The 25,934-nt window shown below is 60.9% G+C and carries 23 protein-coding genes and 2 pseudogenes; 6 read left to right on the top strand and 19 right to left on the bottom strand.

The window, feature by feature from the left end:
- Nucleotides 1–11: 11 nt before the first annotated feature.
- Together AABE10_RS03515 and AABE10_RS03510 are read right to left on the bottom strand one after the other, a co-directional pair.
- The gene (locus tag AABE10_RS03515) at nucleotides 12–1,556 is read right to left on the bottom strand and encodes a multicopper oxidase family protein (RefSeq protein ID WP_342932250.1); all 1,545 of its coding nucleotides are present in this window, start codon (nucleotides 1,554–1,556) and stop codon (nucleotides 12–14) included.
- A 112-nt stretch (nucleotides 1,557–1,668) separates the two neighbouring features.
- Nucleotides 1,669–3,231 (bottom strand): multicopper oxidase family protein, encoded by a 1,563-nt coding sequence (locus tag AABE10_RS03510; protein ID WP_342931879.1) that lies wholly within the window; start codon nucleotides 3,229–3,231, stop codon nucleotides 1,669–1,671.
- A gap of 271 nt (nucleotides 3,232–3,502) precedes the next feature.
- Between AABE10_RS03510 and AABE10_RS03505 the strand changes: the two are divergent.
- Nucleotides 3,503–4,189, top strand: a pseudogene (locus AABE10_RS03505) (DNA alkylation repair protein).
- 123 nt (nucleotides 4,190–4,312) lie between these two features.
- Here the strand turns inward: AABE10_RS03505 and AABE10_RS03500 are convergent.
- The 15 genes from AABE10_RS03500 to AABE10_RS03430 form a co-directional block, all read right to left on the bottom strand.
- Nucleotides 4,313–4,798 (bottom strand): MarR family winged helix-turn-helix transcriptional regulator, encoded by a 486-nt coding sequence (locus AABE10_RS03500; RefSeq protein WP_342931878.1) that lies wholly within the window; start codon nucleotides 4,796–4,798, stop codon nucleotides 4,313–4,315.
- A 14-nt stretch (nucleotides 4,799–4,812) separates the two neighbouring features.
- Nucleotides 4,813–5,796: a type II secretion system F family protein gene (locus AABE10_RS03495; protein WP_342932249.1), complete on the bottom strand. Its 984-nt coding sequence runs from the start codon at nucleotides 5,794–5,796 to the stop codon at nucleotides 4,813–4,815.
- Between the two features lie 43 nt (nucleotides 5,797–5,839).
- Entirely contained in the window at nucleotides 5,840–6,817 is a 978-nt protein-coding gene (locus tag AABE10_RS03490; protein ID WP_342931877.1) for a type II secretion system F family protein, read from the bottom strand.
- 75 nt (nucleotides 6,818–6,892) lie between these two features.
- On the bottom strand, nucleotides 6,893–8,260 hold the full coding sequence (locus AABE10_RS03485) for a CpaF family protein (RefSeq protein WP_428983254.1): 1,368 nt from the start codon (nucleotides 8,258–8,260) through the stop codon (nucleotides 6,893–6,895).
- A 17-nt stretch (nucleotides 8,261–8,277) separates the two neighbouring features.
- Nucleotides 8,278–9,351, bottom strand: a complete 1,074-nt coding sequence (locus tag AABE10_RS03480; protein WP_342931876.1) for an AAA family ATPase — start codon at nucleotides 9,349–9,351, stop codon at nucleotides 8,278–8,280.
- Nucleotides 9,352–9,486: 135 nt separating this feature from the next.
- Nucleotides 9,487–9,951: a TadE/TadG family type IV pilus assembly protein gene (locus AABE10_RS03475; RefSeq protein WP_342931875.1), complete on the bottom strand. Its 465-nt coding sequence runs from the start codon at nucleotides 9,949–9,951 to the stop codon at nucleotides 9,487–9,489.
- Nucleotides 9,948–10,415, bottom strand: a complete 468-nt coding sequence (locus tag AABE10_RS03470) for a TadE/TadG family type IV pilus assembly protein (protein ID WP_342931874.1) — start codon at nucleotides 10,413–10,415, stop codon at nucleotides 9,948–9,950. Before AABE10_RS03470 ends, AABE10_RS03475 begins: the two co-directional genes overlap by 4 nt.
- A gap of 31 nt (nucleotides 10,416–10,446) precedes the next feature.
- Nucleotides 10,447–11,703 (bottom strand): pilus assembly protein TadG-related protein, encoded by a 1,257-nt coding sequence (locus tag AABE10_RS03465; protein WP_342931873.1) that lies wholly within the window; start codon nucleotides 11,701–11,703, stop codon nucleotides 10,447–10,449.
- 38 nt (nucleotides 11,704–11,741) lie between these two features.
- Entirely contained in the window at nucleotides 11,742–12,044 is a 303-nt protein-coding gene (locus tag AABE10_RS03460) for a hypothetical protein (protein WP_342931872.1), read from the bottom strand.
- Between the two features lie 21 nt (nucleotides 12,045–12,065).
- A complete protein-coding gene (locus tag AABE10_RS03455) occupies nucleotides 12,066–14,015 on the bottom strand; it encodes a type II and III secretion system protein family protein (RefSeq protein WP_342931871.1) in 1,950 nt (649 codons plus the stop codon).
- 100 nt (nucleotides 14,016–14,115) lie between these two features.
- On the bottom strand, nucleotides 14,116–14,955 hold the full coding sequence (cpaB, locus tag AABE10_RS03450) for a Flp pilus assembly protein CpaB (RefSeq protein WP_342931870.1): 840 nt from the start codon (nucleotides 14,953–14,955) through the stop codon (nucleotides 14,116–14,118).
- Nucleotides 14,956–15,017: 62 nt separating this feature from the next.
- Nucleotides 15,018–16,445: an ATP-binding protein gene (locus AABE10_RS03445; protein ID WP_342931869.1), complete on the bottom strand. Its 1,428-nt coding sequence runs from the start codon at nucleotides 16,443–16,445 to the stop codon at nucleotides 15,018–15,020.
- Between the two features lie 119 nt (nucleotides 16,446–16,564).
- Complete coding sequence (locus AABE10_RS03440) at nucleotides 16,565–17,113, bottom strand: A24 family peptidase (protein WP_342931868.1); 549 nt, start codon at nucleotides 17,111–17,113, stop codon at nucleotides 16,565–16,567.
- A 120-nt stretch (nucleotides 17,114–17,233) separates the two neighbouring features.
- Nucleotides 17,234–17,419 (bottom strand): Flp family type IVb pilin, encoded by a 186-nt coding sequence (locus tag AABE10_RS03435; protein ID WP_342931867.1) that lies wholly within the window; start codon nucleotides 17,417–17,419, stop codon nucleotides 17,234–17,236.
- A 2,581-nt stretch (nucleotides 17,420–20,000) separates the two neighbouring features.
- Nucleotides 20,001–20,963 carry a GlxA family transcriptional regulator gene (locus AABE10_RS03430; protein WP_342931866.1) on the bottom strand — a complete coding sequence of 321 codons (963 nt, stop codon included), beginning with the start codon at nucleotides 20,961–20,963 and terminating at the stop codon, nucleotides 20,001–20,003.
- A 185-nt stretch (nucleotides 20,964–21,148) separates the two neighbouring features.
- On the opposite strand from AABE10_RS03430, the gene AABE10_RS03425 reads away from it, so the two are divergent.
- The 4 genes from AABE10_RS03425 (at nucleotide 21,149) to AABE10_RS03410 (ending at nucleotide 24,159) form a co-directional block, all read left to right on the top strand.
- Nucleotides 21,149–22,339: an MFS transporter gene (locus AABE10_RS03425; RefSeq protein ID WP_342931865.1), complete on the top strand. Its 1,191-nt coding sequence runs from the start codon at nucleotides 21,149–21,151 to the stop codon at nucleotides 22,337–22,339.
- 54 nt (nucleotides 22,340–22,393) lie between these two features.
- Nucleotides 22,394–22,819: a cupin domain-containing protein gene (locus AABE10_RS03420; RefSeq protein WP_342931864.1), complete on the top strand. Its 426-nt coding sequence runs from the start codon at nucleotides 22,394–22,396 to the stop codon at nucleotides 22,817–22,819.
- 1 nt (nucleotide 22,820) lies between these two features.
- Complete coding sequence (locus tag AABE10_RS03415; protein ID WP_342931863.1) at nucleotides 22,821–23,282, top strand: carboxymuconolactone decarboxylase family protein; 462 nt, start codon at nucleotides 22,821–22,823, stop codon at nucleotides 23,280–23,282.
- Nucleotides 23,283–23,496: 214 nt separating this feature from the next.
- Complete coding sequence (locus AABE10_RS03410; RefSeq protein WP_342931862.1) at nucleotides 23,497–24,159, top strand: HD domain-containing protein; 663 nt, start codon at nucleotides 23,497–23,499, stop codon at nucleotides 24,157–24,159.
- 42 nt (nucleotides 24,160–24,201) lie between these two features.
- On the opposite strand, the gene AABE10_RS36360 is transcribed toward AABE10_RS03410, so the two are convergent.
- Complete coding sequence (locus tag AABE10_RS36360; RefSeq protein WP_428983253.1) at nucleotides 24,202–24,441, bottom strand: DUF4863 family protein; 240 nt, start codon at nucleotides 24,439–24,441, stop codon at nucleotides 24,202–24,204.
- Here AABE10_RS36360 and AABE10_RS03400 point away from each other — a divergent pair.
- A pseudogene (locus AABE10_RS03400) lies at nucleotides 24,410–24,541 on the top strand (IS6 family transposase); the annotation flags it as partial. The gene AABE10_RS36360 and the pseudogene AABE10_RS03400 overlap by 32 nt on opposite strands.
- 384 nt (nucleotides 24,542–24,925) lie before the next feature.
- Here the strand turns inward: AABE10_RS03400 and AABE10_RS03395 are convergent.
- The gene (locus AABE10_RS03395) at nucleotides 24,926–25,816 is read right to left on the bottom strand and encodes a LysR family transcriptional regulator (protein ID WP_342931861.1); all 891 of its coding nucleotides are present in this window, start codon (nucleotides 25,814–25,816) and stop codon (nucleotides 24,926–24,928) included.
- Nucleotides 25,817–25,934 lie beyond the last annotated feature (118 nt).

The raw sequence follows: 25,934 nt of genomic DNA, 5'->3' as shown, positions 1-25,934 counted from the left end.
TCCCCGTCTCTCTAATTGCCTTCGTTGATCGTGAACGCCTGCGGATCGACGAGCATCATCATCATCATTCCGCCAGGGAAGATGTTGTTCGTGGTGATCTCGCGCTCATTGTGCGAATGCCACATGTAGGCGAATCCGGCTTCTGACGTGGGCGGATTCGCGATCGTGCCGCTCGGCGGCGTCGTGCCCGTGAACGACGTCGCGCGGATCGTCGCGTCGGGGCCGAGATACGGACTGCCGCCGTACCACGGGCCGTTCGTCAGCACGCGCGCATCGGGCAACGTCACGGGGCCGCCGCTGCCGACATTGCCGAACGGATGCGCTTCGAGGGGCTTGTCGTGATCGGCGCACCACTCGTAGTAGTTCGGCGCATTCGCCGGCGCGGGCGGATTGCTGTTGACGGTGTAGTAGCCGTTCGCATCGGGAACGCAGACGCTGCCGTCGCCCGCCGTATGGCCGTAGACGTCCCAGTTCAGCCCCTTGCCCGTCCAGTAAAAGATGCCGTCCAATGCGAGACCGGGCGTCGTGGTCGTCGTGAAGAGCAGCGGCCCCGCGAGCTTCGTCGCGTCCGTCTTGCTCAGCAGCAGATTGCCGTCGCGCGCGAGCACGCGCACGTGGTTGCCGTGCTCGTGGAACGGATGCTGCCAGCGGCCCGAGCCGATCACGCGCAACAGCACGAGTTCGCCCGGATGCATGTGCGGATTGCCGTTGTACGGCTGATGCGGATACTGCTGCGCGTAGTTGGGGTCCATGTCGTCGGGCATCGAGCGGCCGTTGATCATGAAATACGCGGGGTGATACGGCTCGGTCTCGACGGACATGCAGCCCGTCGGCAGCGAGCACGTCTTGCTCGCTTCCTGTTCCGCCTGCGTATGGATGCGCAGGTCCATCTCCGAGAACTGGAACAGGTACTCGCGGTCGTAGCAGGTCGACGGATGGTTGTATGCGGCAGCCGCATTGCGGAAGTCGGGCTGGCCGTCGGGCAGCGTCGCCTGCACGGCGCGGCAGCCCGCCGGCACGGCAAGCGCGCCGGGTGCCGAAGTAGGCAGCACGATGATCGCGCCCGACAGGCCCATCTCCACCTGCAGATCGCCTTGCGTGCCGCTGTAATACGCATGCGTGCCCGGAGTCGAAGCGATGAAGCTGTACGTCACGCTGTTGCCGTGCGTCGCTTCGCGCGTGAGCAGGCCGGGCACGCCCGTGAGCGCCGTCGGACACGTGCCGTCCGTGTTGAGCGCGGCGGCGCAGACCTGGAAGCCGGGAAACAGGATCGACGTGTTGCCCGCTGCTTCGGGCAGATTGTTCGTCAGCGTGACGGTGACGACGTCGCCCTGCTTCACGATCAGCGTCGGCCCTGGCACCTGCATGCTCGGACAGGTTGCGCCGGGAATGCTGGCAGGAGAAAAGCCCGACGGCGCAGTGCGGCAGCCGTAGCCCCACGCGTAGACGCTCGTTCCGTCAGGCTGGCTGATGCGGCTGGCCTCGGCGCTGAGATCGAAGCTCGTCCCCGTGATGCCCGGCGCGGCCGCGTGCGCATTCAGACCGTACAGCAGCATGACGAGAGCCGCGCAGAAGAGCGCGTGGGCGAGCGTGAAACGCAGCGCCGGGCCGCGGCGCGCGTGTCTTGCGCGCCATAGGTTGTCGATGATGTTGCCCACGGCTCATCTCCTAGTTGCAGGACTTCGTGGTCGGGTCCACCGAATTGCAGATGTGGACCTCGGTCATCAATCCGCCGAAGTTCTCGGCATCGTTCGACAGGTGATCGAGGTTCGGCGTGTACAGATAGAACACGGCGCCCGCCGCGTAGCGCGTCGTATCGCTCGCGTCGAGAATCACGTCGATCGACTCGCCGCCGCCGAGCGTGATCGAGTTGGTCATATAGGTCATGTCGTTGCCCGCCAGGTCGCGCAGCAGGCGCGCGTTGACACCGATCACGTGCATCGGAATTCCCAGCGACGCGAGCGTCTGGAATTCGCTCGTGTCGAGATCCGAGATCCGCAAGAGCGCCTTGCCGCCCGCCGGAATGTTGATGAGCGCGGGCAGCGGCTGCGAGAAGTGCTGCGAGCCGTCGGCGACGGGCGTCTGTATCGGACCTTGCGCAATGGTGTCGGGATAGCTGCGGCCGTTGAGCAGGAAGTACTTGTCCTTCTCGTCGGTGAATGGCTCCGGATTGAACGTCATGCCCACGAAGTGGAAGTTCGGATCGAAGCCGTGAATCTGCAGCGGGTACTCGACGTCATAGGCCGTGCTGCCGTCGCCGTCGTTGTATGCGTAGAGCGTCGGCGTGCCGCTCTTGTTATTCGCGTGCATGTACCCGTTCGGCTGCGGCAGCGGCGTCGAGCAGAGAATGTCGTTGCCGCACGCAGTACGCGGATCTTGCTGTTGTTGCAGCAGCGCGTCGTAGAGCTTCGCGCCGCCCGCGACGCGGTTCTGGCGGGGCCTCACGAAAATCTGCCCGACCATGCCCATTTGCAAATGCTCAGGCGGCGTGATGTGGCAGTGCCAGAAGTAGGTGCCGGCGTCGGGCGCGAGATAGTAGTAGGTGAAGCTCGCGCCGATATTGATCGCGACCGACGCGTCGGGCACGCCGTCGAAGAACGACGACGCGTTCGGATAGCCGTGGAAGTGCACCGTATGCTGCTCGAACAGGTCGGGCCGCATGATCATGCCGACGTTGGTCAGCGTGAGGAAGAACTCGTCGTCCTCGTCGATGGCCATCGTCGGCGCGGGCATGTTGCCGTTCATCACGCCGACGTCCATGATCTGGCGCGGATCGACGTGGCCCGTCAGCTGTCCCGGCGGCGTCGAGTCGGGATCGGGCACGAGGCCGATCGCGCCGTTGTAGTTGGGATCGGCGGCCGTGCCGATCACGTTGAACACCGACGCGAACTCGGTGCCCGGCAATCCCTTCTTGATATCGGCGAGACCCGACAGCGGGCCGAATGCGAACAGATAGGTTTGCGTGCCGTCGGCCATCGTCGCGTAGCCGTCGCCGCCCGAGATCTGCTGGCATTTGATCGCGCCGTTCACGACGTTCGTCGGCTGAGAGGTCGGTCCCGAGAAGGACGGGCCCGTGTAGGCAGGTTCGCCCGCGCCGGACGGCAACGCGTTTGGATGCAGCGTGGTGGTGAGCGGACATTGCACCCGGAACGACTGCGCGAAGGACGGCAACGCGAACAACAGCAGCAACAGCGCCGCCACGCCGTTGCGATATGCGAGGGTACTGAACATAGGACCTCCGCTGAGGTGTCAGTCAGCGCGGGGGCGCGCTGCCGTCGGGCTCTGCGATCGCGGGACGATGCGCATCGTCGCACCTTCCCGTATCTGGATTTTGCAGATGGGCAACGGACGGCGGGATGGGGCACCTCCCTACACTTGCGGTAGGGTTGACCCAACAGGAACGGGGGATACGCGGCAACGTACGCGCGTCGCCGGTAACGCGCGCGCCGGACGGGTGTGATAGCGTCCGTCGTATGAATGCGGCAAGCCGAACGAGGGACGCGTGAGCACGACACCAACGCAATTCGCAGATGCGATCGAAGCGGCATTCCGGCCGCTCGCAAATCCTGAGCAGGCGGCGAAAATGGAGCGGTACATGTTGAACCGCTATGCGTTTCTCGGGCTGCCTGCGCCCGTTCGGCGCAGCGCGGTGAAGGCACTGATCGCGCAACAGTGGCAGTCGTCGCATGCGCTGCTCGACGCGGCTCAATTGCTATGGAACAAGGCGGAGCGCGAATACTGCTACACGGCCATCGATCTGCTGATGCGACACCGTCGTTTGTTATCGGCCGACGACATGTCGACACTGCGCGAATTGCTCGAACAGGAATCGTGGTGGGAAACCGTTGACGGATTAACTTCGGTGATCAGTGCCGTGCTGCTCGCGAGCGATCGTGCCTCGGGCAAGGGGCAGTAGTCGATGGACGAATGGATACAGGACGCAAACTTCTGGGTTCGCCGCGCGGCCATGCTGCATCAGCGCGGATGGCGACTGAACACCGACAGTCAGCGACTGTTCTGCTACGCGAAGCAATTGGCGGGCGAAAAGGAATTTTTCATTCGCAAGGCCATCGGCTGGGCGTTGCGCGATTACGCCAGATGGAATGACGAATCCGTGCGTGAGTTCGTGCGCGTCAATATGCAGACGCTATCTCTGCTGACCGTGCGAGAAGCGTTAAAACGGATCTGATAGCGATTGGGTGAAGGCATTGACGCGGAACGGTGATACGCGATTGCTGCATCGGTATGCGCGCGAAAAACCAGTGCGGCGAATCCGAATCGCGGTTTGCCAGCGCGCCAGAGCCGCGACGGCTCACAATCGCCGCAGCGTGACGCAAACGGGCTGGTTATCGGCCATGTAGTCATCGATGATTTTCAACAGCCCCAAAAAATACTTCTTGATATTGGCTAGCTCTTCACTATCGAGCGTTCCGTCGAGATCGGCCAGGTTGCGGTTGACAGGTTCGAACCACGCATTGATCGTTGCGCGGCTGCCTGGAATGAAGCGCAACAGAATGCGCCGTCCATCCGTCGGGTCGGGCTCGCGTCTTATCAGTCCGGCATTTTCGAGGTTCTTCAGGGACGTCGTGATACTGCCCGGCGATAGCCCCATCAGTTTCGACAGCCGCCCCGGCGTAACGGGCTGCACTTCGTCGTAGTAGGCGACTTCAAGGCATTCCAGGTCGGTCACGCTCAGTCCCAGTTGCCTCGCCACAAACTGGTTGAAGGCTGCTAGCTTGACGCCTAGCAGGAACCGGAGCCTGACGACATCGACGCGTTCTTCAGTGGCATGTTTCATGGTTTCTCCAACCGTCACTGCAATGGCGCGCCGCTACCTGCCTGGCCAGCCATCGTCGGCAACAGCACGCGAAGGATCTGAATAAAAGCCGGGCCCAGCAATATCAGCATCAGCGTCGGGAATATGCAGAATATCAACGGAAACAGCAGTTTGACCGCGATCTTGCCAGCCGCCTCTTCCGCCTTCAGCCGTCGCTTGAGCCGCAGGTTCTCCGAGTGCACGCGCAACGAATCGCCCATGCTGGTGCCGAAGCGCTCGGCCTGAATCAGCATGGCGACCAGCACGTCGATTTCCTCGACACCCGTGCGCATTGCCAGATTCTTGAGCGCCGTTTCCTTGCTTAAGCCCGCTCGCAGTTCGAGCAACAAAAGCTGGAGTTCATCGCTCAGCGTCCGGCTCTTGACGTCCATTTCATCGGCCACTTTCATCAACGCCGCATCCAGCCCGAGGCCTGCTTCCACGCAGACCGTGAGCAGATCCAGCGCGTCGGGAAAGTCCTCGAAGATGGTCTGCTGGCGCTGCTGTACCCGGCGGGCGAGCACCATATTCGGCAGGTAGTAGCCGATTCCGGCAAGCGCGAGCAGCAACAGTAGAAGCAGATGGTTTTTTTCGTTCGAGAGGTACGGGCCGGCCAGTACGAGGCAGATAAGCGGCAGCCCGATCACGAGGACGGTCTTGGCGGCAAAGTAGATTCCGGGAGCGGACTCGCCGCGCCAGCCTGCATGCATGAATTTCGTGCGCAGCGCCGAATGCTCCCAACCTTCTTTGGGGATCGAAAGTTTCGCAATCGGCTTCGATGCCTCCGCGATCTTCCTTACCCATACAGCCTCCTCTCCGTCCGCAGCTTCTGGCGAACTCTGCTCGTTGCCCGAGAGCTTGCTGAGGCGGCGGTGGATCGAGTTCGGCATCAGCAGTGCCATCACGCCGAATGAGCAAAGGGCGACAATTGCGAATACGGCGGCCAGCAATATGAGTTGTTCTGTTTTCATCGCGGGTATGGGATCGACCCATCCTCAAAAAAATGGAAATGGCACACTTTCCTTAAACATGGATACGGATGACTTTGCGCATCCAGATCATGCCGAACAGCATCATGACGAGCGCCGCGCCAACCAGCTTGGTACCGGCCGGATCGGTCCACAGAATCCGAAGGAAGCCCGGATTGATGATCGAGATTACGAACGCCACCACAAACGGCAAGGCGCCCAGGACCCACGCCGACAGCCTCCCTTCGGCCGACAGCACCCTGACCTTGCCGAGCAGCGCCAGCCGTGCCCGGATGATCTGGCTGATGTTGCCGAGTATTTCGGCCAGGTTGCCGCCGCTCTCACGCTGGATCAGCACTGCGATCACGAAATAGCGCAGGTCGCTGATTGGTATGCGATTGGCAAGGCCGCTCAGTGCGTCATTGAGCGATACGCCAAAATTGATCTGACCGAACGTCGTGCGAAACTCGCTGCCGATCGGCTCGGGCATTTCATCGCCCACCATGCCGAGCGCCGTCGAGAACGAATGTCCCGCCCGAAGCGACCGGCCGATCATGTCGGCAGCCTCAGGCAGCTGTTGCTCGATCTGCTTCATCCGCTTCGACTTCGCGCGGTTGACTCTGAATGGCGCGATCATGCCGGCAAGCAGGATTACGGCAAGACGCGGCAACAGCGGCACGTAGACCACGCTGCCCGCGATCCAGACCACGAGCGGCGGCAACAAAGTGTAGGTGAGGAGCTTCCCCACCGACCAGTCCAGACCGGATTGAACCAGCCAGCGGTCCACCGTCTGGACGCGCGGCACACACAGCAGTATCCTGGTCAACAGCGGCGATGTACTCAATTCGCGCTGCTTGAGAATCGACATCGCCTTGTCATTGCTGTGTCCGCCGGCAGACATCATCCGAATGCGGTTTTCCAGACGCTTCGCCTCGCTGCTGTGCCGGCTCTGCCACCACAGGTAGCCAGATTCGATCAACAGGATGATCGCGAAGAAAACCAGAATGACAAATCCATAGAATAGATAGTTCATTTCGAGACACCTCGCGGGCGCATAGCCGTGGCCGCCGTCCGTTTTTGTTTCCCTGCTGCGTTCGTCATGCGGGGCTCATACCGGGTAATGCTTCGACGGGTCGTACAGCGTATCGGGCACGGCCACGCCAAAAGCCTGGAGCCGGTCGGAAAATTTCGGACGCACACCAGTCGCGCAGAAATGCCCGCACACCTTCCCGTCCTTGTCGACTCCGGAGCGCTTGAACGTGAAGATCTCTTGCATGTTGACGACGTCGCCTTCCATCCCGGTGATTTCCGAGATGCTGGTGATCTTGCGGCGCCCATCCGTCAGACGGGCGGCCTGGACGATGACACCGATCGCCGAGCTGATCTGGTGGCGAGCGGACTTTTGCGGCAGATTCAGCCCCGCCATGCCGATCATGTTTTCGAGTCGCGTCAGCGCATCGCGCGGCGTGTTCGCGTGTATCGTCGCGAGCGAGCCTTCGTGGCCGGTGTTCATGGCCTGCAGCATGTCCAGCGCCTCCGCGCCGCGCACTTCGCCGAGGATGATGCGGTCAGGACGCATCCGCAGTGCATTGCGCACCAGCGAGCGCTGCGTGATCTCGCCCTTGCCTTCGATGTTGGGCGGGCGCGTTTCGAGCCGCAGCACGTGCGCCTGACGCAATTGAAGCTCGGCCGCGTCCTCGATCGTGACGATCCGCTCATCGGATGGAATGAAGCCCGACAGCACGTTGAGCATCGTCGTCTTTCCGCTGCCCGTGCCGCCCGAAATCAACACGTTCACCTTGGCGGCGGACAGCGCTTCAAGCACCTGCATCATGGGCGGCGTGATGCTTTGATACTCGATCAGGTCTTTCACGCTCAGCGGATTGACAGCGAACCGGCGAATCGACATCAAGGGCCCGTCGATGGCCGATGGCGGAATGATTGCGTTCATGCGCGAGCCGTCAGGCAGGCGCGCATCGACCATCGGGTTCGATTCGTCAACGCGGCGGCCCACACGCGACACGATCTTTTCGATCACTTTCAACAGATGGGCATCGTCGTAGAACGTCACGTCGGTCAGTTCCAGCTTGCCGCGCCGTTCAACGTAGACATGTTTGTACGTGTTGACGAGAATGTCGGAGACAGTCGGATCGGCCAGTAGCGCTTCGAGCGGGCCGAAGCCGAGCATTTCGTCGCGCACGTCGCGCACGAGATGCCGCCGCTCGACCTCGTTGATCGGCACGTTGTCTTCTTCAACGATGCGCTCGACCAGTTGTGCCAGTTCATGCTGAATCTGCTCGGTCGAAAGACGCTGAAGCTTTTCCAGTTCGACGCGATCGATGATGGCCTGGTGAACGTTTCTCTTGAGTTCCTGATATGCGCGCCTCGCCATCCGGTTGCGGTTGAGGTTCTCATCCTGAGCGGATGCGCCGCCCTGGTCCGAGAATTGTTCGCGCAGCGTCAATACGTTTTCCATTTTTTCTCTCCTCTATCTCATGCCCGGCTCAACGCCGGCCTGCCGAAGAATTTATGCAGGATGCCGCCCTGTTCGGTCGCGGGTTGCGGCGGCGACAGCGAGCGCATCAGTTCACAGAGGCCTTTGGCCACGCCGCTCGATCTGGCGAGCCGCAGGATCGGCACGCCCTGATTGATCGACGCCGACACCGACGCGCCGTCTTCCGGAATCACGCTGGCCACCCGCAGGCCCAATGCCTTTTCCAGTTCCTGCAATCCCACCGGCCCTTTCTTTTCATAGCGATTGACCAGCACACGCACCTTGTCGCCGCGATAGCCGAGCGAGCGGAAGATATCGAGCAGACGCCGTCCGCCACGCAAATACGGCAGGCTTAGTTGCAGCACCGGGAAAATGCAGTCGCTCTGGTCGAGCGCCGCGATGGACACATTGCTGATGCTCTGGCCGATATCGAAGATGACGAGATCGTACTGATGCCTCACCAGATTCAGGATGCGCTGCAAATGGTCGGGCTTGATTTCTTTCGCTTTGGCCGGATCTGGCGCTCCCGCCAGCACATCGAAACCGTCGCTGACATGGGTCAGGCAGGCATCGAGAAACGCGGGATCGAGCCGTTCGATCTGTGCACTCACGTCGGCCAGCGTCGCGGGCGGCGTGACTTCCGACACAAGGAATGCCGCTTCGCCGAACTGCTGGTTGAGATCGATCAGCAGTGCGCGCTTACCTGCCGTCGACGCCGCAAACGCCAGATTCGCGGCGAGAAACGAAGTGCCGCTTCCGCCCTTGCAGGAAATGAATGAAATTACCCTGCCGTCGCGTCGCGTTCCGTTCGACTTCATCGCGATGCGTTCGACGGCATGCCGCAAATCCTGAGGGTCGGCCGGCCACGGCTGGACGTCCCGCACCCCTGCACGCATCGCGCGAATGAGCAGGTCGGCGGAGGGCGACGGCGTCAGCAACATGCAGGCCAGATCGGCATGCTTCATCGCAATAGCCGACAGTGCGTCGAAGTCCTGTTGCGCCAGTTGCGCGCCATCGAACATCAGCAGGTCGACACCATCGAGCACTTCCATGTTCGTGGAGAGATCAGGCAATCTTGCGGTCGACGTCCTGACGCGATGGTGGGATTCTCCCGCCTCTACAATCCGCGCAATCGCTCCAGCATGCGCTGGATCGGGTGAAATTATGAGGATATCGATCATTTCATTCTTCCTGTCACGGGCGATGGCTTAGCTACAGGTGGGATTGGTCCCGCCCACGCTGTTCAGACTTTCTCGTGGCAACCTCGTCGAGAATGGCGGCATGGTCAGGTTGAATGGTACGAAGGGCACGACCGTATTGACCGCAACGTTGGCGATGGAAACCGTGACCGAAGTGCATGACGTGGCGTCACAGCCCGCTGGCGCATACGTCACGGTTACGTTGGCAGGCTGAAGAATCGGCAATAGCTGCCGCATATTCTTGATCACCGGATTGCTTGCCGACTGGCTGCTGTTGATGTCGCAAACCACCGCCACTCGCGCACCCATCCGCGTGGCCTCCCCTGCCGTGTTCCAGTAGAACAGCACGCGTCCCATCTCCATGACGCCGATCAACAGCGTGAAGAACACCGTAGATATCAAGGCGAACTCGAGCGCGGCGACGCCACGCTGGCGACGGGCGCCGGGTAGACGATGAATGTTGAGCCTGTTCATAACACCTGCCTCATGACGCAACTGATGTCCCCGAAGATCAGGCCACCCAGATTGAAGAATCCGGTGATCTGCGAGTACGGGTAACCGGTGACCTTCACTTGTACCAGGTTGATCGTCTCGGCGGCCGGGTTGGTCGGTACGTTCTTGAACGATCCAGTGCACCCGCCGGTGTTGACCTGATCGCACACCACGACCATGCTCGTCTTCAGGCCATCGACAAGCGGCGAACCCGAACAGTCTGTCGTGCCATAGACGGCAAGGCACTGGGCTTGTGCGAGCGGATAGTCGGCGGCGTCGGTCGGGTCATACGCCGACAGCAGACGCGTCGAATCCCGCACTGACTTCACGATCGTGTTGTACTGATAGAACGCGTGGCCAAACTCGGCGATGCCAAGCAGCAGCGTAATCAGCGGGACTGCCACAAGCGCGAACTCGACAGCCACCGCGCCCCGCATCCTGCGCATCGATTTTCTTTGCGAGTGCATGACGGTCCCCCTATTGGACCAGCACCGGCACCATCGGCCCGATGCCAGCAGACGTGCTTCCCGGGATACCCTGTGTTGCGCAAGGCGTGGACGGATCGGTTGCGTCGCCGCGGTACTCCAGGTAAATCGCGCCATTAAGCCCGCTCTTGCTGCCGCCCTTCTCCATCGGGTGCAGCATAAGCACGCAGGCCCACGACAGGATCGATGACGTCTGACTGCTTTGTAATGCAGAACAGTCTGTCATTGGCACAAGTGCCAGCCGCCGGTCGGCGCCACTCGAGTAGTAGGAGCTCGACTGGGGCGTGCCCTGAACGTCCAGGAGATTTGTCGTCTTGTCGTAGCCCTGATAAGGCGTGTGATTCGGCCGCTGGTTGTCGCGGAAATCCGGAAAGACATTCCTCGTCGGATACGATCCGTTGAGCTGTGTCACGGGCGAATAAGCAAAGCCCGTGAAATCGGATATCCCGGTGGGATCCGGCGGCGGATTGTATGAGCCATGGTAGATACCGAAACGGGTGTTCCAGGCGTCGTCCATGCTCTGGATGTTGCCGGTCTTGCCGACCTGCGTCCCGAGTGTCGGCAACGTGCACTGTCCCGAACCCGTGAGGAGCGCTTTCATGTCCGGCACACTCTGACCGGGATACGCGACCCACATGAAGTTGCCGGTCAACTGATTGTCCGAACCGACCTTGCTGGACATCCAGTCTCCAACGTTGTAAGAGCTGCCGGCTGCCGGCTTGCAGATGGCAACCGGCAGCGCGCAGGTCGTCTGAGATTGCGTAGTCGACGCCACGGCGGTCGCCGCAACCGCCGATGTGCCAAGCGTGGCGTTGACCACCTGCATGAACCAGTTCGCAATACCCGTGCGGCTCACCGTACAGCGCACGTAACCGATGTTTGGCACGTCGGCCGGCGTGAACTTGCCCTTCGTCTGATAGGTCCCGGCGAACTGCGTGCTGAATGTGACCTCGACGTTGGACACGTTTTCGCTCTGCAGCAACACGCGGTTGCTCGCCGCCACGGTCATCCCTGCCGCCTCGGGCGCATCCAGCGACGCGGCTTTCGTCAGGTCGCGCGCCGCTGCCAGAGCGCACGCATCCGCAGCGTTGGACAGTTCGCTTTTCGCGACGTATAGCTTGCCCAGATCGAGCGCAATACCGGCGAAAGCGACAAGCACCGCGAGTGTGAGTGCGACGATGATCGCCACGATGCCGCGCTCACGCCGATGCGCAGCACCGTATGCACCAGAACGATTGACGCGACGCATGACGATCTCCCGAAGCTGTTGTGATGGGGCCGCCGCTGTTATTGGCCCACGGTGCCATTGCCTACGCCGATCACGAATGCATTCGGCGTCGGCACGACTTCCTTGAATGACTTGTCGTAGTTGGCCATCGCCGATGCCGCGGACTTGCCATCCACGCCCTGCGCCGACGGCGCGTGCTCTGCCGCGTGCGGGTCGATGATCTGCGCCTGAGTGACCGTCTTCAGCGCTTCACCCATATGCGCATCCCAGATCGGCGTGCTGGACATGCATCCACCCAACGCGCCACCGAGCGACACCACGAGCGCTACGCGACGCGCGAAAACAATATGTTCGAGTTTCATGAGATTCCCCTTGGCGTGACTTCAGTGGTCCAGCGCATGGCCTGAAGCATCAGTGACCGTGACACCCTGCCCCTCGCGTGCCGCGATCCGGCTGGCGGCACTCTCGATGCGGGCAATCCGCGCGGCCTGTTCGTCCGTCAGCGGAACCTGCGCTGAACGTTGAGCCGGAGGCTGAGCTTTCTCCGCCGGCGCTCCGGCGCCGGAGAAGGCCGGCTGCGCGGGTGAACTCGACGTGGCCTGCGTGTCGTGCGGCGGCAGTGCATTCGTCATGGGTGCCGCGGGCGCCTGAGGTACAGGCGCGGGTGCGGGCACAGGCGCTGGCGCTGGCGCATGGCCCGGCTCGGTCGCGGCGGGCGCGGCGGAATACTTGCCGTGGCGGCCTTCCATGTTGCCCGTCGCGTACACGTCGACTTCATTCGTTTGCGAGAACGAGTCCGTCGGCAGCGGCAGGTTCGCGGTTTGCAGCGGCTTCACGAGATGCGGCGTGACGATGAACACGAGTTCCGTCAGATCTTGCTGGAACGACGTGCTGCGAAGCAACGCGCCGAGAACGGGCACTTCGCCAAGTCCGGGAACGGCTTTCAGCGCGCCCGTCACGTTGTTGCTCAACAGTCCGCCGATTGCGAACGACTCGCCGTCGTGCATCTGAACAACCGTCGAAGCGCGGCGCGTGTTGATCAGCGGCAGGATCGAAAAGCTGCTGTTGGTGGACGACGAGACCGTTACGCCCGTAGGTGACAGTTCCGACACTTCCGGCGCGACCTTCAGGTTGATACGTCCTCCCGCCAGGACGGTCGGCGTGAACTTGAGTCCGACGCCGAACTCTTCCTCCTGCAGCGTGATGCTCGATACGCCGTTTCCACTGCTTTGCGGAATGGGAATGAAGATCTTGCCGCCCGAAAGGAAGGTCGCTTCCTGACCGCTGATCGTCACGAGGTTCGGCTCGGCTAGAATCTTGATCAGGTTGTCGGTCTTTTGCGCATCGACGGCCAGATTGAACGGACGGTTGTTGGCCTTGCTGACGGCGAATGCGCTCGTCACGCCGGCAAGCAGGTTGCTCACCAGCGCACCCGTCCACGACCCGAAGCCGCCCTGGATATTGACGGCCGCGCCGAGCTGGTTGATCAGCGACTTCGACACTTCCGCCACCTTGACCTCGAGCATCACCTGCTGTGGCGTATCGACGGACATCATGTTGATCACGCTGGCCGGCTTGCTCGTGCTCGAACTCTGCTGACTTATGCTCGATGCCCCGTTGCCCGAGTTTGCCGAGGCCAACTGCTGTTGTTGCGTGGGTTGCGAGTCCGCGAAGGCCTGCGCGATCTGCATCGCCTGTTGCGCAGCGGGCGCACTCGACACGTGACCGCCGAGCACCAGGTTGCCGGCAGCCGTCGACACGCGGATGCCCCGCTCTTCGGGCATCAGCTGTCCGAGTGCCTGCTGCAACCCATTGGCGTCGATATTGACGATCACGTTGATCATCTGGCAGCCGCCGCTCTTGCCTTGCACGATCATGTTGGTCGTGCCGATCGTCATGCCGACGACGTAGAGCGTGCGCGGCGACACCAGCGCGGCCTGCGCGATCGTCGGATTGCCGAGCGTGCGGTTGCGCGCGGGCTCCAAAAGGGGCACGAGAACCGATTTGCCGACGGGCACGTTGACCGTCGTTTCATCGCGGATTTCGCCTGTGCAGCTTGGGCCGCGCAGAGGCAACGGTCCGTTTGCCATGCCCGCGGCGCCTGCAACGCCAGCGGGCCCACCCATCGCGAGTGTCATCGGCATCGCGCCGCGGCCTGCCGGCAACGGCGGAGTCGCGCCGCGCTTCGCCATCGTCGGAAATTCGAACACCTCTTGTGCCTGGACAGTCTGCGCACCGACCAGTCCGAGGCAAACCATCGCAGCGATCGCCTTGCTGCCCAGTGAGCAACGCTGCTTGATGCCGCAGGAAGAAAATCCTGGTTTCGTTTTCATTTCGTCATGCCCCCGTTATCTCGATGCGAACAATCGAGAGTTGCGTTCTTGCCTTGTTTTTGCCCGTCGCGGCGCCCCGGTCAGAACAGCCGCAACCGGTCTAGAAACATTCGACGCTGCCCAGCACGCCCGACAGCACGCCTATGCAGTCGCGCGGCGCAGCCGGACGTGCCGCGTAGTGCGCGCGCACCGGGCGAACGGGTGCGGGTGCCGAGGCCGTCGCCGGAGCCGAAGCACCGAGCAGCGTGAATTTGGTCGCGCCCGTCGTCGGCAGCGTTGCCGTGTCGACCTGGTTGCGCAACACGAGCGACAACGTCCCCACACTGCGCGCCAGATCGAGCTTCTCCGCCTGTTCGGGCGTGACTTCGAGCGTGACGGCGTTGACTACTTTCGGCTTTGTCTCGTCGCGGCCGACTTCCTGAGCAACAGCCAGCACGAGGATCTTCTCGAGCACGATCTTCGAAATGCTCTCGTCCTTCGAGCCCTTGTCGCTGCCTTTGTCCTGCTGCGTGCTGACGATGATGTCGACGTAGTTGCCCGGCAGCGCGAAGCCCGCGACGCCGATCACGTCGTTCACACGCACTGTGATGGCGCGGCGACCTTCCCCGATGACGGCCGAGAGTCCGCCCTGCGTGCCGACGGGCGTGAGTTTGCCTTCGAGAATCGGCTCGCCCCGCAGCACGCTGTTCTTCATCACGCGCCCGTCGAGCACCTGGCCATCGGTGAACGCGCCGGGCGGCACACTGCCAGATGGCCAGTCCACCATCTTGATGAATTCGGTATTCAGCCGTTGTCCGAGGTTGATGTCGACGGCCGCGACAGCAACCTTGGCCGTCATGCCCGACGACCTGTCCATCAGCCAGCGCGATGCCATTGCTACCGCACCGAGCCCGGCAACTGCGGCAACCAGCAGCATCACTAAAGCGCGTATGTTCTTCATGACGAATCTCCCGATACCTGACCTGTTTCCCGCTTAGGGTTTCCGGCCGTTTAACCGGTCCATTAACCGGCCGCTGATTTTTTTGCGCCCCGCTCCGCGGCGCCCTGCTGTTGCGGCGGCGGCGCATCGTGCTCGCCGGCGACCGCGAAATAGGCGTTCCACGCGCGCAGCAGATTCAGCGCATCGGCGACGGGCGGCTGATCCAGATACTTCGCGTTGGCGAGCACGATCCGCAGAAGGTCGCCTGGATAACAGGCGAGCAACGGCCGGCCCGACGTCATGTGCAGGTGATGGACGAGATATGCGAATGCATCGTCGTCCGAAACGACATCGAGCTCTTCGCAGCGACGCTCATACACGGCCCGGTACTCGGCGACATCGAGCGGACCAACGTAGAGCTTGCAGCCGAGGCGGCGGAAGAAAGCCTCGTCGCCGAGATCGCCCGGCGCGAAGTTGCTGGAGAACGCGACCCAGACATCGAACGGCAGCGAGAAGCGCAAGCCCGTATGCAAGGTGAGCATGTCGCGGCCGCGGTCGAACGGCACGATCCAACGGTTGAGCAATTCGGCCGGCTCGACACGCTGACGTCCCAGGTCGTCGACCACATACAGCCCGCCGTTTGCCTTCACGTGCGGCGGCGCCTGATAGAAGCCGCTCGCTGCGTCGTAGCGCAACTCGAGCATGTCGAGCGTGAGCTCGCCACCCGACACCACCGTGGGACGGCGGCAAATCTGCCAGCGCGCATCGGTGGGCGCGCCTGACCCGGAGTCGTGAGCCGCGCCAGTGACGGGTTCGTGAATCAGCGGATCGAAAATCTGGATCACTTCGTTCTCGACCGCGATCGCATAGGGCACGGCAACGCGGCCCGGCAACAGCTTGCCCAGTCGCTCGGCTAACGAAGTTTTTCCGCTTCCCGGCGGACCGAAGAAGATCACCGGCTTGCCGCTGTTCACGGCGCCGCCGATATCGTCGAGCAAGGTCGTTCTGACGATCAGGCCCGCGAACGCCGCGCGCACCTGATGACATGTCACGTGCATCCGACGCACCGATTGCCGTTGCAGCATCGCTTCGTACGAAGCGAGCGACACGGGCGCCGGGCCGACGTACCGGCAGCGGCTCATGAACTCGGACGCGCGCTGGCGCCCGCCATCCGTCAGCTGCATGTCGACGTCGAGGTCGCTTGCGCCGCGCCGGACTATTTCAAGAATCCGCTCGCGCACGCCAAACGACACGACGCTATCGAGCACGCTCGCGCCGAGCTTCAACCGCTGCACCAGTTGGGACAGCGACACCTTGCCCATCACGAATGCGGACTTGGCAACGAGTTCGAGAAGGAAGGTCTGGTCGAGGCCCGTTTCAGCGATGGTCCGCGGCGCGCGGACCAGCAGGCTCGTGCCGGCATGGTCTGCATCCGACCGTGCGCGGCTTGCGTCATGGAGGCGCGTCACGTCGGCCGACGCTTGCGGCGCCGTTGGTTGTTCGTCTTTCACGTTGTACCCCCGAATGGGTCTCGTGCATTGCACGAAATCTTTCTGCCTGCTATCTGTTCTGCTGTCTCTTGGTTCTCTTGCCCCTCGACGTGGGCTCTCTTTCTGAATCCGGCCGCGTATCAACCGAGGCTCTGCGCCGAGTGCAGGGCCATGATGCCGAGCGTGCCCAGCGCAATCGCAACGCCATAAGGCAGCGACCCGACCGAAGGAAATGCGGCGTCCTTTCCTGTTTCAGACAGCCTGCCGCTCAGCTCTCTCCCCGAAAGCAGAATGGTGAGCATGTTGGTGGCGGTCGACTTCAATGCGCGCTTGAAGATCACCACCGTCAGCCCCCAGACGCCGCCGACGATGCAGGTCACCAGCACGATTTCCAACGCCGGCTGCGGTCCGACGAACGCGCCCACGGCCGCCATCAGTTTCACGTCGCCTGCACCCATGCCGCGCAACATATAGAGCGGAAGGAACAGGCATCCGCCCGTCAGCAAACCTAGCCCCCAGGACACGTACCCCTGAGCTGCGCCGTGCTGCCACCACTGCACCGCAAGCGCGAGCGTCAGCCCCGCCAACACCAGCCAGTTAGGAATGCGGCGCGAGTGCAGATCTGTGCCTGCAGCCGTTGCCACCAAACCCAGCAGACACACGCCGACCGGAAATTCAAAAGCGTTCATGGCGTTCCCCTGTTTCCATTTCGGCGTTGGTTAAGAACGAGCAGCCCTGAATCAGGCAGGGACTGCTCTTTGAATGGGCTACTAGTGCCGCGACTTCTCGATGACCAGATCGAGCGGCCTTTACGGATTGGCGGCTTTCAATTTGCCGCTGATGTAGTCGAACGTACTGCTGATTTGTTGTCCCAGAGACGTGGCAGCCAGAATGATGCCGCACGCAATCAGCGAAGCCAGCAGGCCATATTCGATTGCCGTCACACCGTCTTCATCACGCGCAAAGGCACGGATCAGGTCGAGAGTTTTTTGCATTTGAAGCTCCTTTGAAAAAGAAGTTTTTTACTCAGGTACACTAAATATGCCCGCTGCGGGACCGGACATTGGTGAAGGCTGCAAACTGCACAGCCGGTTTTGGCCTGGCTGACCGGTTCGGTACTGGAGCGCCTCGCTAACGATGCGCTCCAGCCCGCCCCCTCCCCAACGCCACTCTCTTCGAACCGAATGCCGATCCAGACAGGCATTACAGTTCCTCGAACTTCGCCACCATCGGCAAACAAAACCGAAAGTGCCGAAGTTTTCCGACGCTACAGAACCTAACTCCCCCGTCAGCTGTTCTGCGGCACCGCAATCCGGACGCTGTTATTGCCAGAATCATGTGCGTCGCCGGTGCGGGACATATAGCCAGAACGGTGCCATCGCCGGCGAAAGGCTTGCTGGCATTGGTTCATTCAGCCAAACGAACGACCTCTCAGTGCGTCCGCCACGACGAATGTTTCACAAGTGAAAATGCGCAGAGGCGCGGCGTTGGTGAATCGCGCAGACACCAATGTGAGGAGGCGAACAGAAAAAGTCTGAGGAAACGCTCAGACAGCGCGCAGGTAGTGGCTTGCTGCCGAGGCAGTTCGCGCATCTGTAAAGGCCGAACCCAGCTATTGGGGGCGAGGAACGGCGGCAAGAAAAGTCCCGTGCCGGGACGATCGCGAAAAAGCCTCAAAGTCACAATTTGTTACAGATCCGATACGCAAACCTAGTCGCAAAACGTGGGATTGCGCCGGGAGTAGTTAACATTTCCAGGTACTTATTACCTGAAAACGATATGGCAGCGCTTCCAGTTGGTATGATTATTGGTAGTTACACCGATGAATACGCGTTTTCATGCCTGAATACACCATGTCGACCTTGCGCCGTCACATTTCGTTACAGGGTTGATACACGAAAGGTAATCCTTGCTGTTTAGAGCCGGAACTCACAATAGGCCGTGCACGATTTACCGGAATGCTTAAATCGTATGCCGGGCGGGGCTCAAGGCGTTCAGGCGCGATTGAGGCCTGGTTTGGCGAAGTGAATCGATTCGGTATGCGATGCCGATTGAAGCGAACGGGAAAATTCAAGATGGCAGTTCTCTGGATCGCACGGAGCCCTCTCAGCATCCCCGGTTTCGGCTCCCGCCCCTTCTCGATGCCCGCTCTCACGTGAACCGCGGAACGAACTTCGCCCTGATCCTCGCCGCGGCGAAGCGCGCGCAGGTGGCACACATCATCGACGCAGCGGCTGCGGGCGACGTGTACGAAAGCACGGCTGAGGTCCGCACGTGGGCAACACCACTCGTATCCGCGGCATAGCGTGGAGCGCGTTCTGCTCGATCCGCTGGACGAGCGACAGGTCTATGTTCTGCTGGCGCGCGGGATACACCGTGATGGGCGCGATCGTTATCCCTCTGCCAGAACCCTTTGGCAATAACGGGTACGGCTCGACGAATTGCAGTCGATCGGGTTTCCGAACCTGCGCTCATTGGTGCCGAGACGCGGGCACAATGAACGCCCCGAGCCAAGCATAAGAACGGACCATGTCGCTGTTCTCAGCGGCACCAGACCTGATTGCATCCGCATGCATCGGATGAACGAGATGGCCCGACAAACAAAAGGCGTTATTTACGCCGAGCTCGACAGGAGGTGAAGCATTCCCAAGGCCGCGTGCGAACTGATACGCACACACGTTGATTCCCGCATCGATGCAAGCCGAAATAGCGGGCTGAGCAGCTCAGTAACACGCTGTTGGGTTCTTCGATTGGCAAAAAATGATTCTGCCATTCCCATTCAAACGAATAAGAATGCGCATAGATCAATAACCGTCGCCCTCATGGAATCGAGACGTGCACGGGCCTAAAAGTGGATTGCGGGAATGATCCAGGTTTGCGGAAATCTGTTTGTGCCGTTAGCTCAAAGGCGTCCGCGGATTAAAACAATAAGCTGGCCGTTCATAGGGCTCAGGCGGCTCGCTGAGACCTCGTCGAAAAGCATAAATTGGCCAATCGGTCGGAACTAAAGCATAAGTTGTCTAAAGGAATATCTCGCTACGCAGCAGGGGCATTTTGCCAGGCAAAGAACGCGTGAAGCCGCACCGGCATTGCTCAAGGCAGCGAAGAGAGCCGACTTCCCGCTTGGATGCGCCGCCAGCGCCTAACAGTTGGCCGCGAGCGCCTGTTCAAACTTGCGATGCTCGTCACCTCGCCTTGGATTGATGAAGCTTGACGTCGAATTCTCTTCTTCGGCGTTAGCTCCAGCGGAAGGATGACAGTGTATTTGGACTTTACACGCCCGAAGGAATTCCGACGAACACCACAAGTGCAGCAGGAAGGACCCGTTGATGACGCCGACTCCCCGTCACGCGCTCGCGGCAACGCTTTTGACGCACAGCACGCGCCCCCAAACGAGAGACTCATCGAAACCGTCCTTCGAGCGACCGCGATACGCACGTTAACGCTCTTGCATCAATGCTTCCAAAAATCGCATTTCCACTTTTTGTGCCGTAGCTGCCACCGAAGCGAACCGCACCTGCTCAGGCATACGCAGCTGTGAAGGGACCCGAGCATATCGTGCGGGAGCCAGTACGGTCATTGTCGAGTGTGTTCCATCGACCCGCGGTTCTTCCTGCCGAACCGACGGACCACCTGGGGCGGTTGCCCAACAGTCCGCAGGAACGCTCGCCTCATTCGCTCCCGATCAGAGAAGCCGACCTGGTCCGCGATCACGTCCAACGATAAACGTCCTTTTTCCAACAGCAGCCTCGCCGCTTCCACGCGCAAATGTTCGACGGCTTTAGCAGGCGATTGCCCCGTTTCAGCACTGAAAGCGCGACTGAACTGACGTGGGCTCAGGCCTGCGACGTTGGCCAGCTCCTCGACGGTCAGTGCATTGCGCAGATTGGCGTTCGCATAGTCGATCGCCTTCTGGATCCGGTCGGACTTGGGCTCGAGGTCGAGCAACGTCGAGAACTGCGATTGCCCGCCGGCACGGCGATGATAAACAACGAGTTTGCGCGCCACGGCGCGTGAGACTTCCTGGCCATGATCCCTCTCGATCATCGCAAGCGCCATGTCGATCGTGGCCGTCATGCCTGCCGACGTCCAGACGGGTCCATCGACGATGAAAATCTGGTCGTCTTCGACCGCTATCGTGGGAAAACGGCGCTGCAGATCGTTGGCAAAGCGCCAATGCGTCGTCGCCCGACGACCGTCCAGAACGCCTGCTTCGGCGAGAATAAAAGCGCCTGTGCATGGCGCCGCGATGCGCCTCGACGTTCTCACGGCGCGCCTGACGAATGCAGTCAATGCGGCAGAGACGATGTCGATCTCGACGCCAGAGCCGAACATCACCGTGTCGAACCCGGCGTCGCTGAACGGCTGCGTTTCGACACGGACGCCTGCCGAAGACATGACGAGTCCGCCCTCTTCGGACAGGACTGTCACTTCGTATGCCTGCTCCCCAAGGACAACGTTCGCCAGTTCAAAAGCAGTCACTGCCGCGAAGCCCAACAGATAGAAGTTCGGGAAAACCACGAAGCCGATCGTGTGCATAGCTCGCCCAGGTCATGACATGAATTGCGGGTATATATGACATTTGAGACATGGTCAACGACGATTATTCTCTTCCCATACCGTTCCGGCGCGAACAGCAGTCCGGGCTGACGGAGGCTTCACGCCAGTCAGTTCGCGGCGCGTATTCGAGCTGAACCTCAACCGCTTGTCGCAAGAACGTTCGTATGGATCGTCGACTGTTGATACTGGCCGTGGGCATGTTCGCAATGGGTACCGACAACTTCGTTGTCGCGGGTATCCTCCCTGGCGTCGCTGCATCACTGAATACATCCGTCAGCCTCGCTGGACTGATGGTCACCTTCTACGCGTTGACCTACGCGGTGGCAGCCCCAATGATGGCAGCACTGGCGGGCGGATGGCCGCGCAAGCTTCTGCTGGTTTCCGCGCTCGGCGTTTTCGTCGCCGGTAACGCGCTCAGCGCGGTCGCCATGGACTTGCACTGGGTGCTCTTCAGCCGGGCGCTGTCGGGGTTCGGCGCAGCGCTGTTCTCCCCTACCGCATTGGGCGTTGCCTCTGCGCTTGCATCGCCTGAAAAACGCGGCCGTGCGTTAGCGGCTGTGACAGCTGGATTGACGGGTGCAACAGCACTCGGTTCGCCGATCGGCACGTTTATCGGCGGATTCGGAAGCTGGAGAACGACACTCTGGTTCGTCACGTTGCTCGGGGTTGTGGCCATGATCGGCGTCTGGGCGATGCTGCCGTCCGTTCCCCGCCCTGCATCCATCACATTGCGTGAACGGCTTGCACCGGTGCGCGACATGCGCATCGCGCTAACCTTGCTCACTTCGTTGTTCGCGTTCGGCGGGTTCCTGATGGTCTACACGTATGCGGGCGTGGTGCTACAGCGTGTAACGCACGGCGACGAACGCATGCTTGCCGCCCTGTTTTTGCTTTGGGGCGTCGCGGCGACGGCCGGGAACGTCCTGGCAGGCCAGCTCGTGGACCGCTTCGAAAGTCGCAACATCATCAATGCAATGCTGTGGGTTGCCATCGTCAATTTCTGTGCGTTGCCGTGGGCATCTGCACATGCGTTCAGCGCTGCCGCCGCGCTTGCGATCTGGGGCGTATGCGGATGGCGGCTCATCGTTCCCCAGCAGCATCGGCTGGTACAACTCACGCCGGGCGTAGCACCACTGCTGCTCGCGCTCAACAATACGGCGACGTACATCGGACTCGCCTGCTCCGGCGTGCTTGGCGGTGTCGTGCTTCCGTCGATTGGCGGACGGTACCTCAGTCTTGTTGCGGCCGCGCTGATTGCAATTGCTTTCGTGCTCGCCGAAGCCGCGCATCATCGGATGAGCATGTCATCCATACAGCAACCCGCGACAGCCAATCGCGAGACAGAGTCCGCCTGATCGGACACGAACACCCTGGTAAAAACCATCGTCGCCTGAACGGCCCTTACTGTCATGAACACACGATCTTTCATTGGTGCGGCGTGCGCCGCGTTTGCCTTATTTGCCGCCGTGCCGGCTACCGCACAAGGTACGGGTGAAACAGTCACACCGAACTTCAACCGAGCAATACCCAACATCCCCGGCAAGTCGCTCGTCGCGGTCGTCGTCGACTATGCGCCGGGTGGCGCTTCTCCGCCGCACGTTCACGCCAGCTCGGCGTTTATCTACGGTTACGTCGTCTCGGGCGCGATCGAATCGCAAGTGAACGATGGGCCTGTACGCGTCTATCGCGAAGGCCAGAGTTTCTATGAGTCGCCCGGCGCACGTCATCGCATCAGCCGTAATAACAGCAAGACGCGCCCCGCCAGGCTGCTTGCGGTATTCATCGTCGATACCGACGATCAAATCCTGACTACACCCATCAAACATGGAGAGTGACATGAAACGTCTCGACTACAACCGGGTTGCACCAGCCGGCATCAAAGCCCTTGGAGGCGTGTACGGATACGTGATGCAGAGCGACCTTTCACCGATACTGGTCGATCTCGTCTATCTGCGGGTTTCCCAAATCAATAACTGTGCGTACTGCCTGGATATGCACACCCGCGATCTGCTCAAACGCGGACAAAACGTGGAGAAGCTCGCACTGGTACAAGCATGGGCCGAAGCCGGCAAGCTCTTCGATGAACGCGAGCGTGCAGCCCTGGCGTGGGCGGAAACTGTGACGCGTGTCGCTGACACGGGCGTTCCCGATGACGCATACGAAGCTGCACGAAAGGTATTCGACGAACGCGAAATCGTGGATCTGACGATCGCTATCGGCTTGATGAACGCATATAACCGCATGGCAATCAGCTTCCGGAACACGCCGCAGGCCGCGCTGGATGCGGGAAAATCGTGAATCTTGTGCCTGTTTTATGACCTGAGAGAAGCGCAGGATCTTCGATATAAATCGGCCAATCGGTTCATCCCGAATCAAAAGTTTTTGGTGTAACGATTCAGAACCGAAATACACGATCAACTTATCTGGTGTGCGCTTCTCACTCAGGTGTTCTGCTTTAACGCACAAGAGATGTTCGAAGGATACGCCAGCCCTCCATAGATGGACTGACCAGATGAAGAAAGATAGAACTGTGCCAACGACCGGAATTTCTGGCGTCACGGTCCCTGACAGCAAATTGGCGCGCGAGGTCACGCAGCTAATTCGCGACACCGAAAGTGAATTGCTGTTTAACCACTCCACTCGCGTGTACCTTTGGGGCGCTCTGCTCGGGAAACGAAAGGGCCTGACCTTCGATCCGGAGTTGCTTTACGTCGCAGCTATGTTCCACGATATCGGTCTGACATCGATCTATCGTGAGAGCCAGCTTCGCTTCGAGGTGGATAGCGCGAACGCCGCGCGCGACTTTCTGCGAACCCATTACATCTCCGAGGGAGACATAGATAACGTTTGGACTGCCGTTGCTCTCCATACGACCCCGGGTATCCCAGAACACATGCACGGAGAAATCGCCCTGGTGCATGCCGGAGCGGGAATGGACGTAGCTGGACGTGGCTTTGAGCACTTCACGGACGAACAACGCGACGCAGTGATTGCTGCCTTTCCCCGCGGCACCGATTTTGCCACCAAGATGATCGATGCTTTCTATCGCGGCATGAAGCATCGACCCGGCAGTACGTTCGGCACGTTCAACGATGATTTCCTCGCCCGCAAGGATCCGGCGTTCGAGCGAGTGGACCTGTGCAGCATCATCTTGAACTCAAATTGGGAGCATTGAACTTCCCGCTCAACGCCCCGAGTTTGAGAGCTTTGGCGTTGTTCATCCATCGCAATGGACATCCTGGATGTCGTATGAAATGCGTCCAGACGGCAAGAACAGGAATGCGATCAACGCGCCACCCTTGGCATCCGGGTAAAGATGGCTACCTGGCGCCGGCGCGATCCAGCCAGCATGCCTCCACCCGAGTCTGGCGTTTACCCACTTCTTAAGAGTCGCCAGCTTATTCGCTTTGCCGAAAGCCCTTGAAATCGGGCATGGGGATTTTCGTGGTGCCCGCATTCTGTTGAGCGGCATTGAGCCCATGCACATGATCGCCAAGGGCCAAATGGAAGACTGTGGCGCCAGATACTCTCATGTCGAGCAGCTTTACTCGCTGGCAGCAAAAGCAATCCTACTCATTGGCACGCTCAGAGATGAACAGGACCGGATCAGTGCTGCGCTCGACCGTCTATTCGGCGCGTACTGATCCCACTTGATCATGTCCATAACGAGAAGGACCGCCGGACGCACGTCGGTGGCGCTGCGCTTGCTGCCGCCCTCGAACGACGTGCAGGATCAGGCAAACCTCATTTTTCCTCTGTCTGCAGACAACCGGGCGTCCGAACTGCCGCGTTCCATGTGCCGCGCAGGCAGCATCGGAGTTCGGCGGCCGAGCAATCCTTGGGTGACATCCGACGCATTCTCGCCGCACGCAGGGCGCCGTCCCTCATAAGCCCTACACTTACGCACGAGCGACATTAGCGATCGGATTGTCTGGACCGGACTACCTGTCGATCGGCCATAGGTGGTGGCCTCGTGTTCTCACGACGTGCTCCATCGCCTCGCGCAGCGCAAGCAGGCCGCGATGGTCCGCATCGTCCTTGCGGGTGACCACTGAGATCTGCAGCGAAGTGCCGAGACGCAAAATCTTGACGGGGTACATCTCGCATACGCCGGGGTCCATGATCTGCACGACCGACACGCCAAGCCCTTCGCTTACCATCGCGACAATGGCCGTCACGCTGTCGAGTTCAAGCGCGCTGCGCTTTGCCGGCATCAGCCGGCGCACGTAGCGCGCGGCCATGGCGCCCGTCGTCGTTTGCCGGTCATAGCGAATCCAGTCGTAGCGGGAAAGGAGATCCTGGGCCGTCGCGCCCCGCTCCTCCGGCGGTGCAATCAGCAGCAACTCGCGCGTGAGAAGCGGCGACCATGAAAGCCCTGCCACGCGCCCCGTCTCCGGCTGTGCGACCACGGCGGCGTCGAGCTGACCCGCCTTGACGTCGTCGGTGAGACCGGAACTGCGCCCGCGGCGCGGGCGCACTGCGAGTCGCGGATGCAGATCGCGCAGCCGGCGCATGGTGCCCGGCAACAGCACGGGCTGGATTGACTCGATGAGGCCAAGCCGCAGCGTGCCCTCCACCGCCGTCGTGTGGCGCCTGCGCATGGCGTCGATCTGATGGAGCCCGTCACGCATGGCCGCCATCACCTGATGCGCCGCCTCGGTCGCGCGCACCTGCAAGCCTGAGCGATGAAATAGCGGCCGACCGAGATACTGCTCGAGATGCTTCATCTGCATGCTCACCGCGCTGGGCGTGAGATTCATGACAGTCGCCGCGGCCGCGAACGAGCCTTCTGCGAGCACCGCTTCGAGCGTCGAAAACGCTTCGAGCTTCATCAAAAATCCTTATGAAAGCCTTGAAATAACGTCACTTTTGCTTACTATCCGCCGCGCCTATAATTTTTTCAAGACTTGCGCGGCCGGGCAGACCTGACAACGGTTCGGCCGCGCGCCC

Origin of the sequence: Paraburkholderia diazotrophica (assembly GCF_038900755.1) — a bacterium.
GTDB lineage: Bacteria > Pseudomonadota > Gammaproteobacteria > Burkholderiales > Burkholderiaceae > Paraburkholderia > Paraburkholderia diazotrophica_A.
Note: the sequence above shows the minus strand (reverse complement) of the source record. Positions and strands in the feature narration are given on the sequence as shown.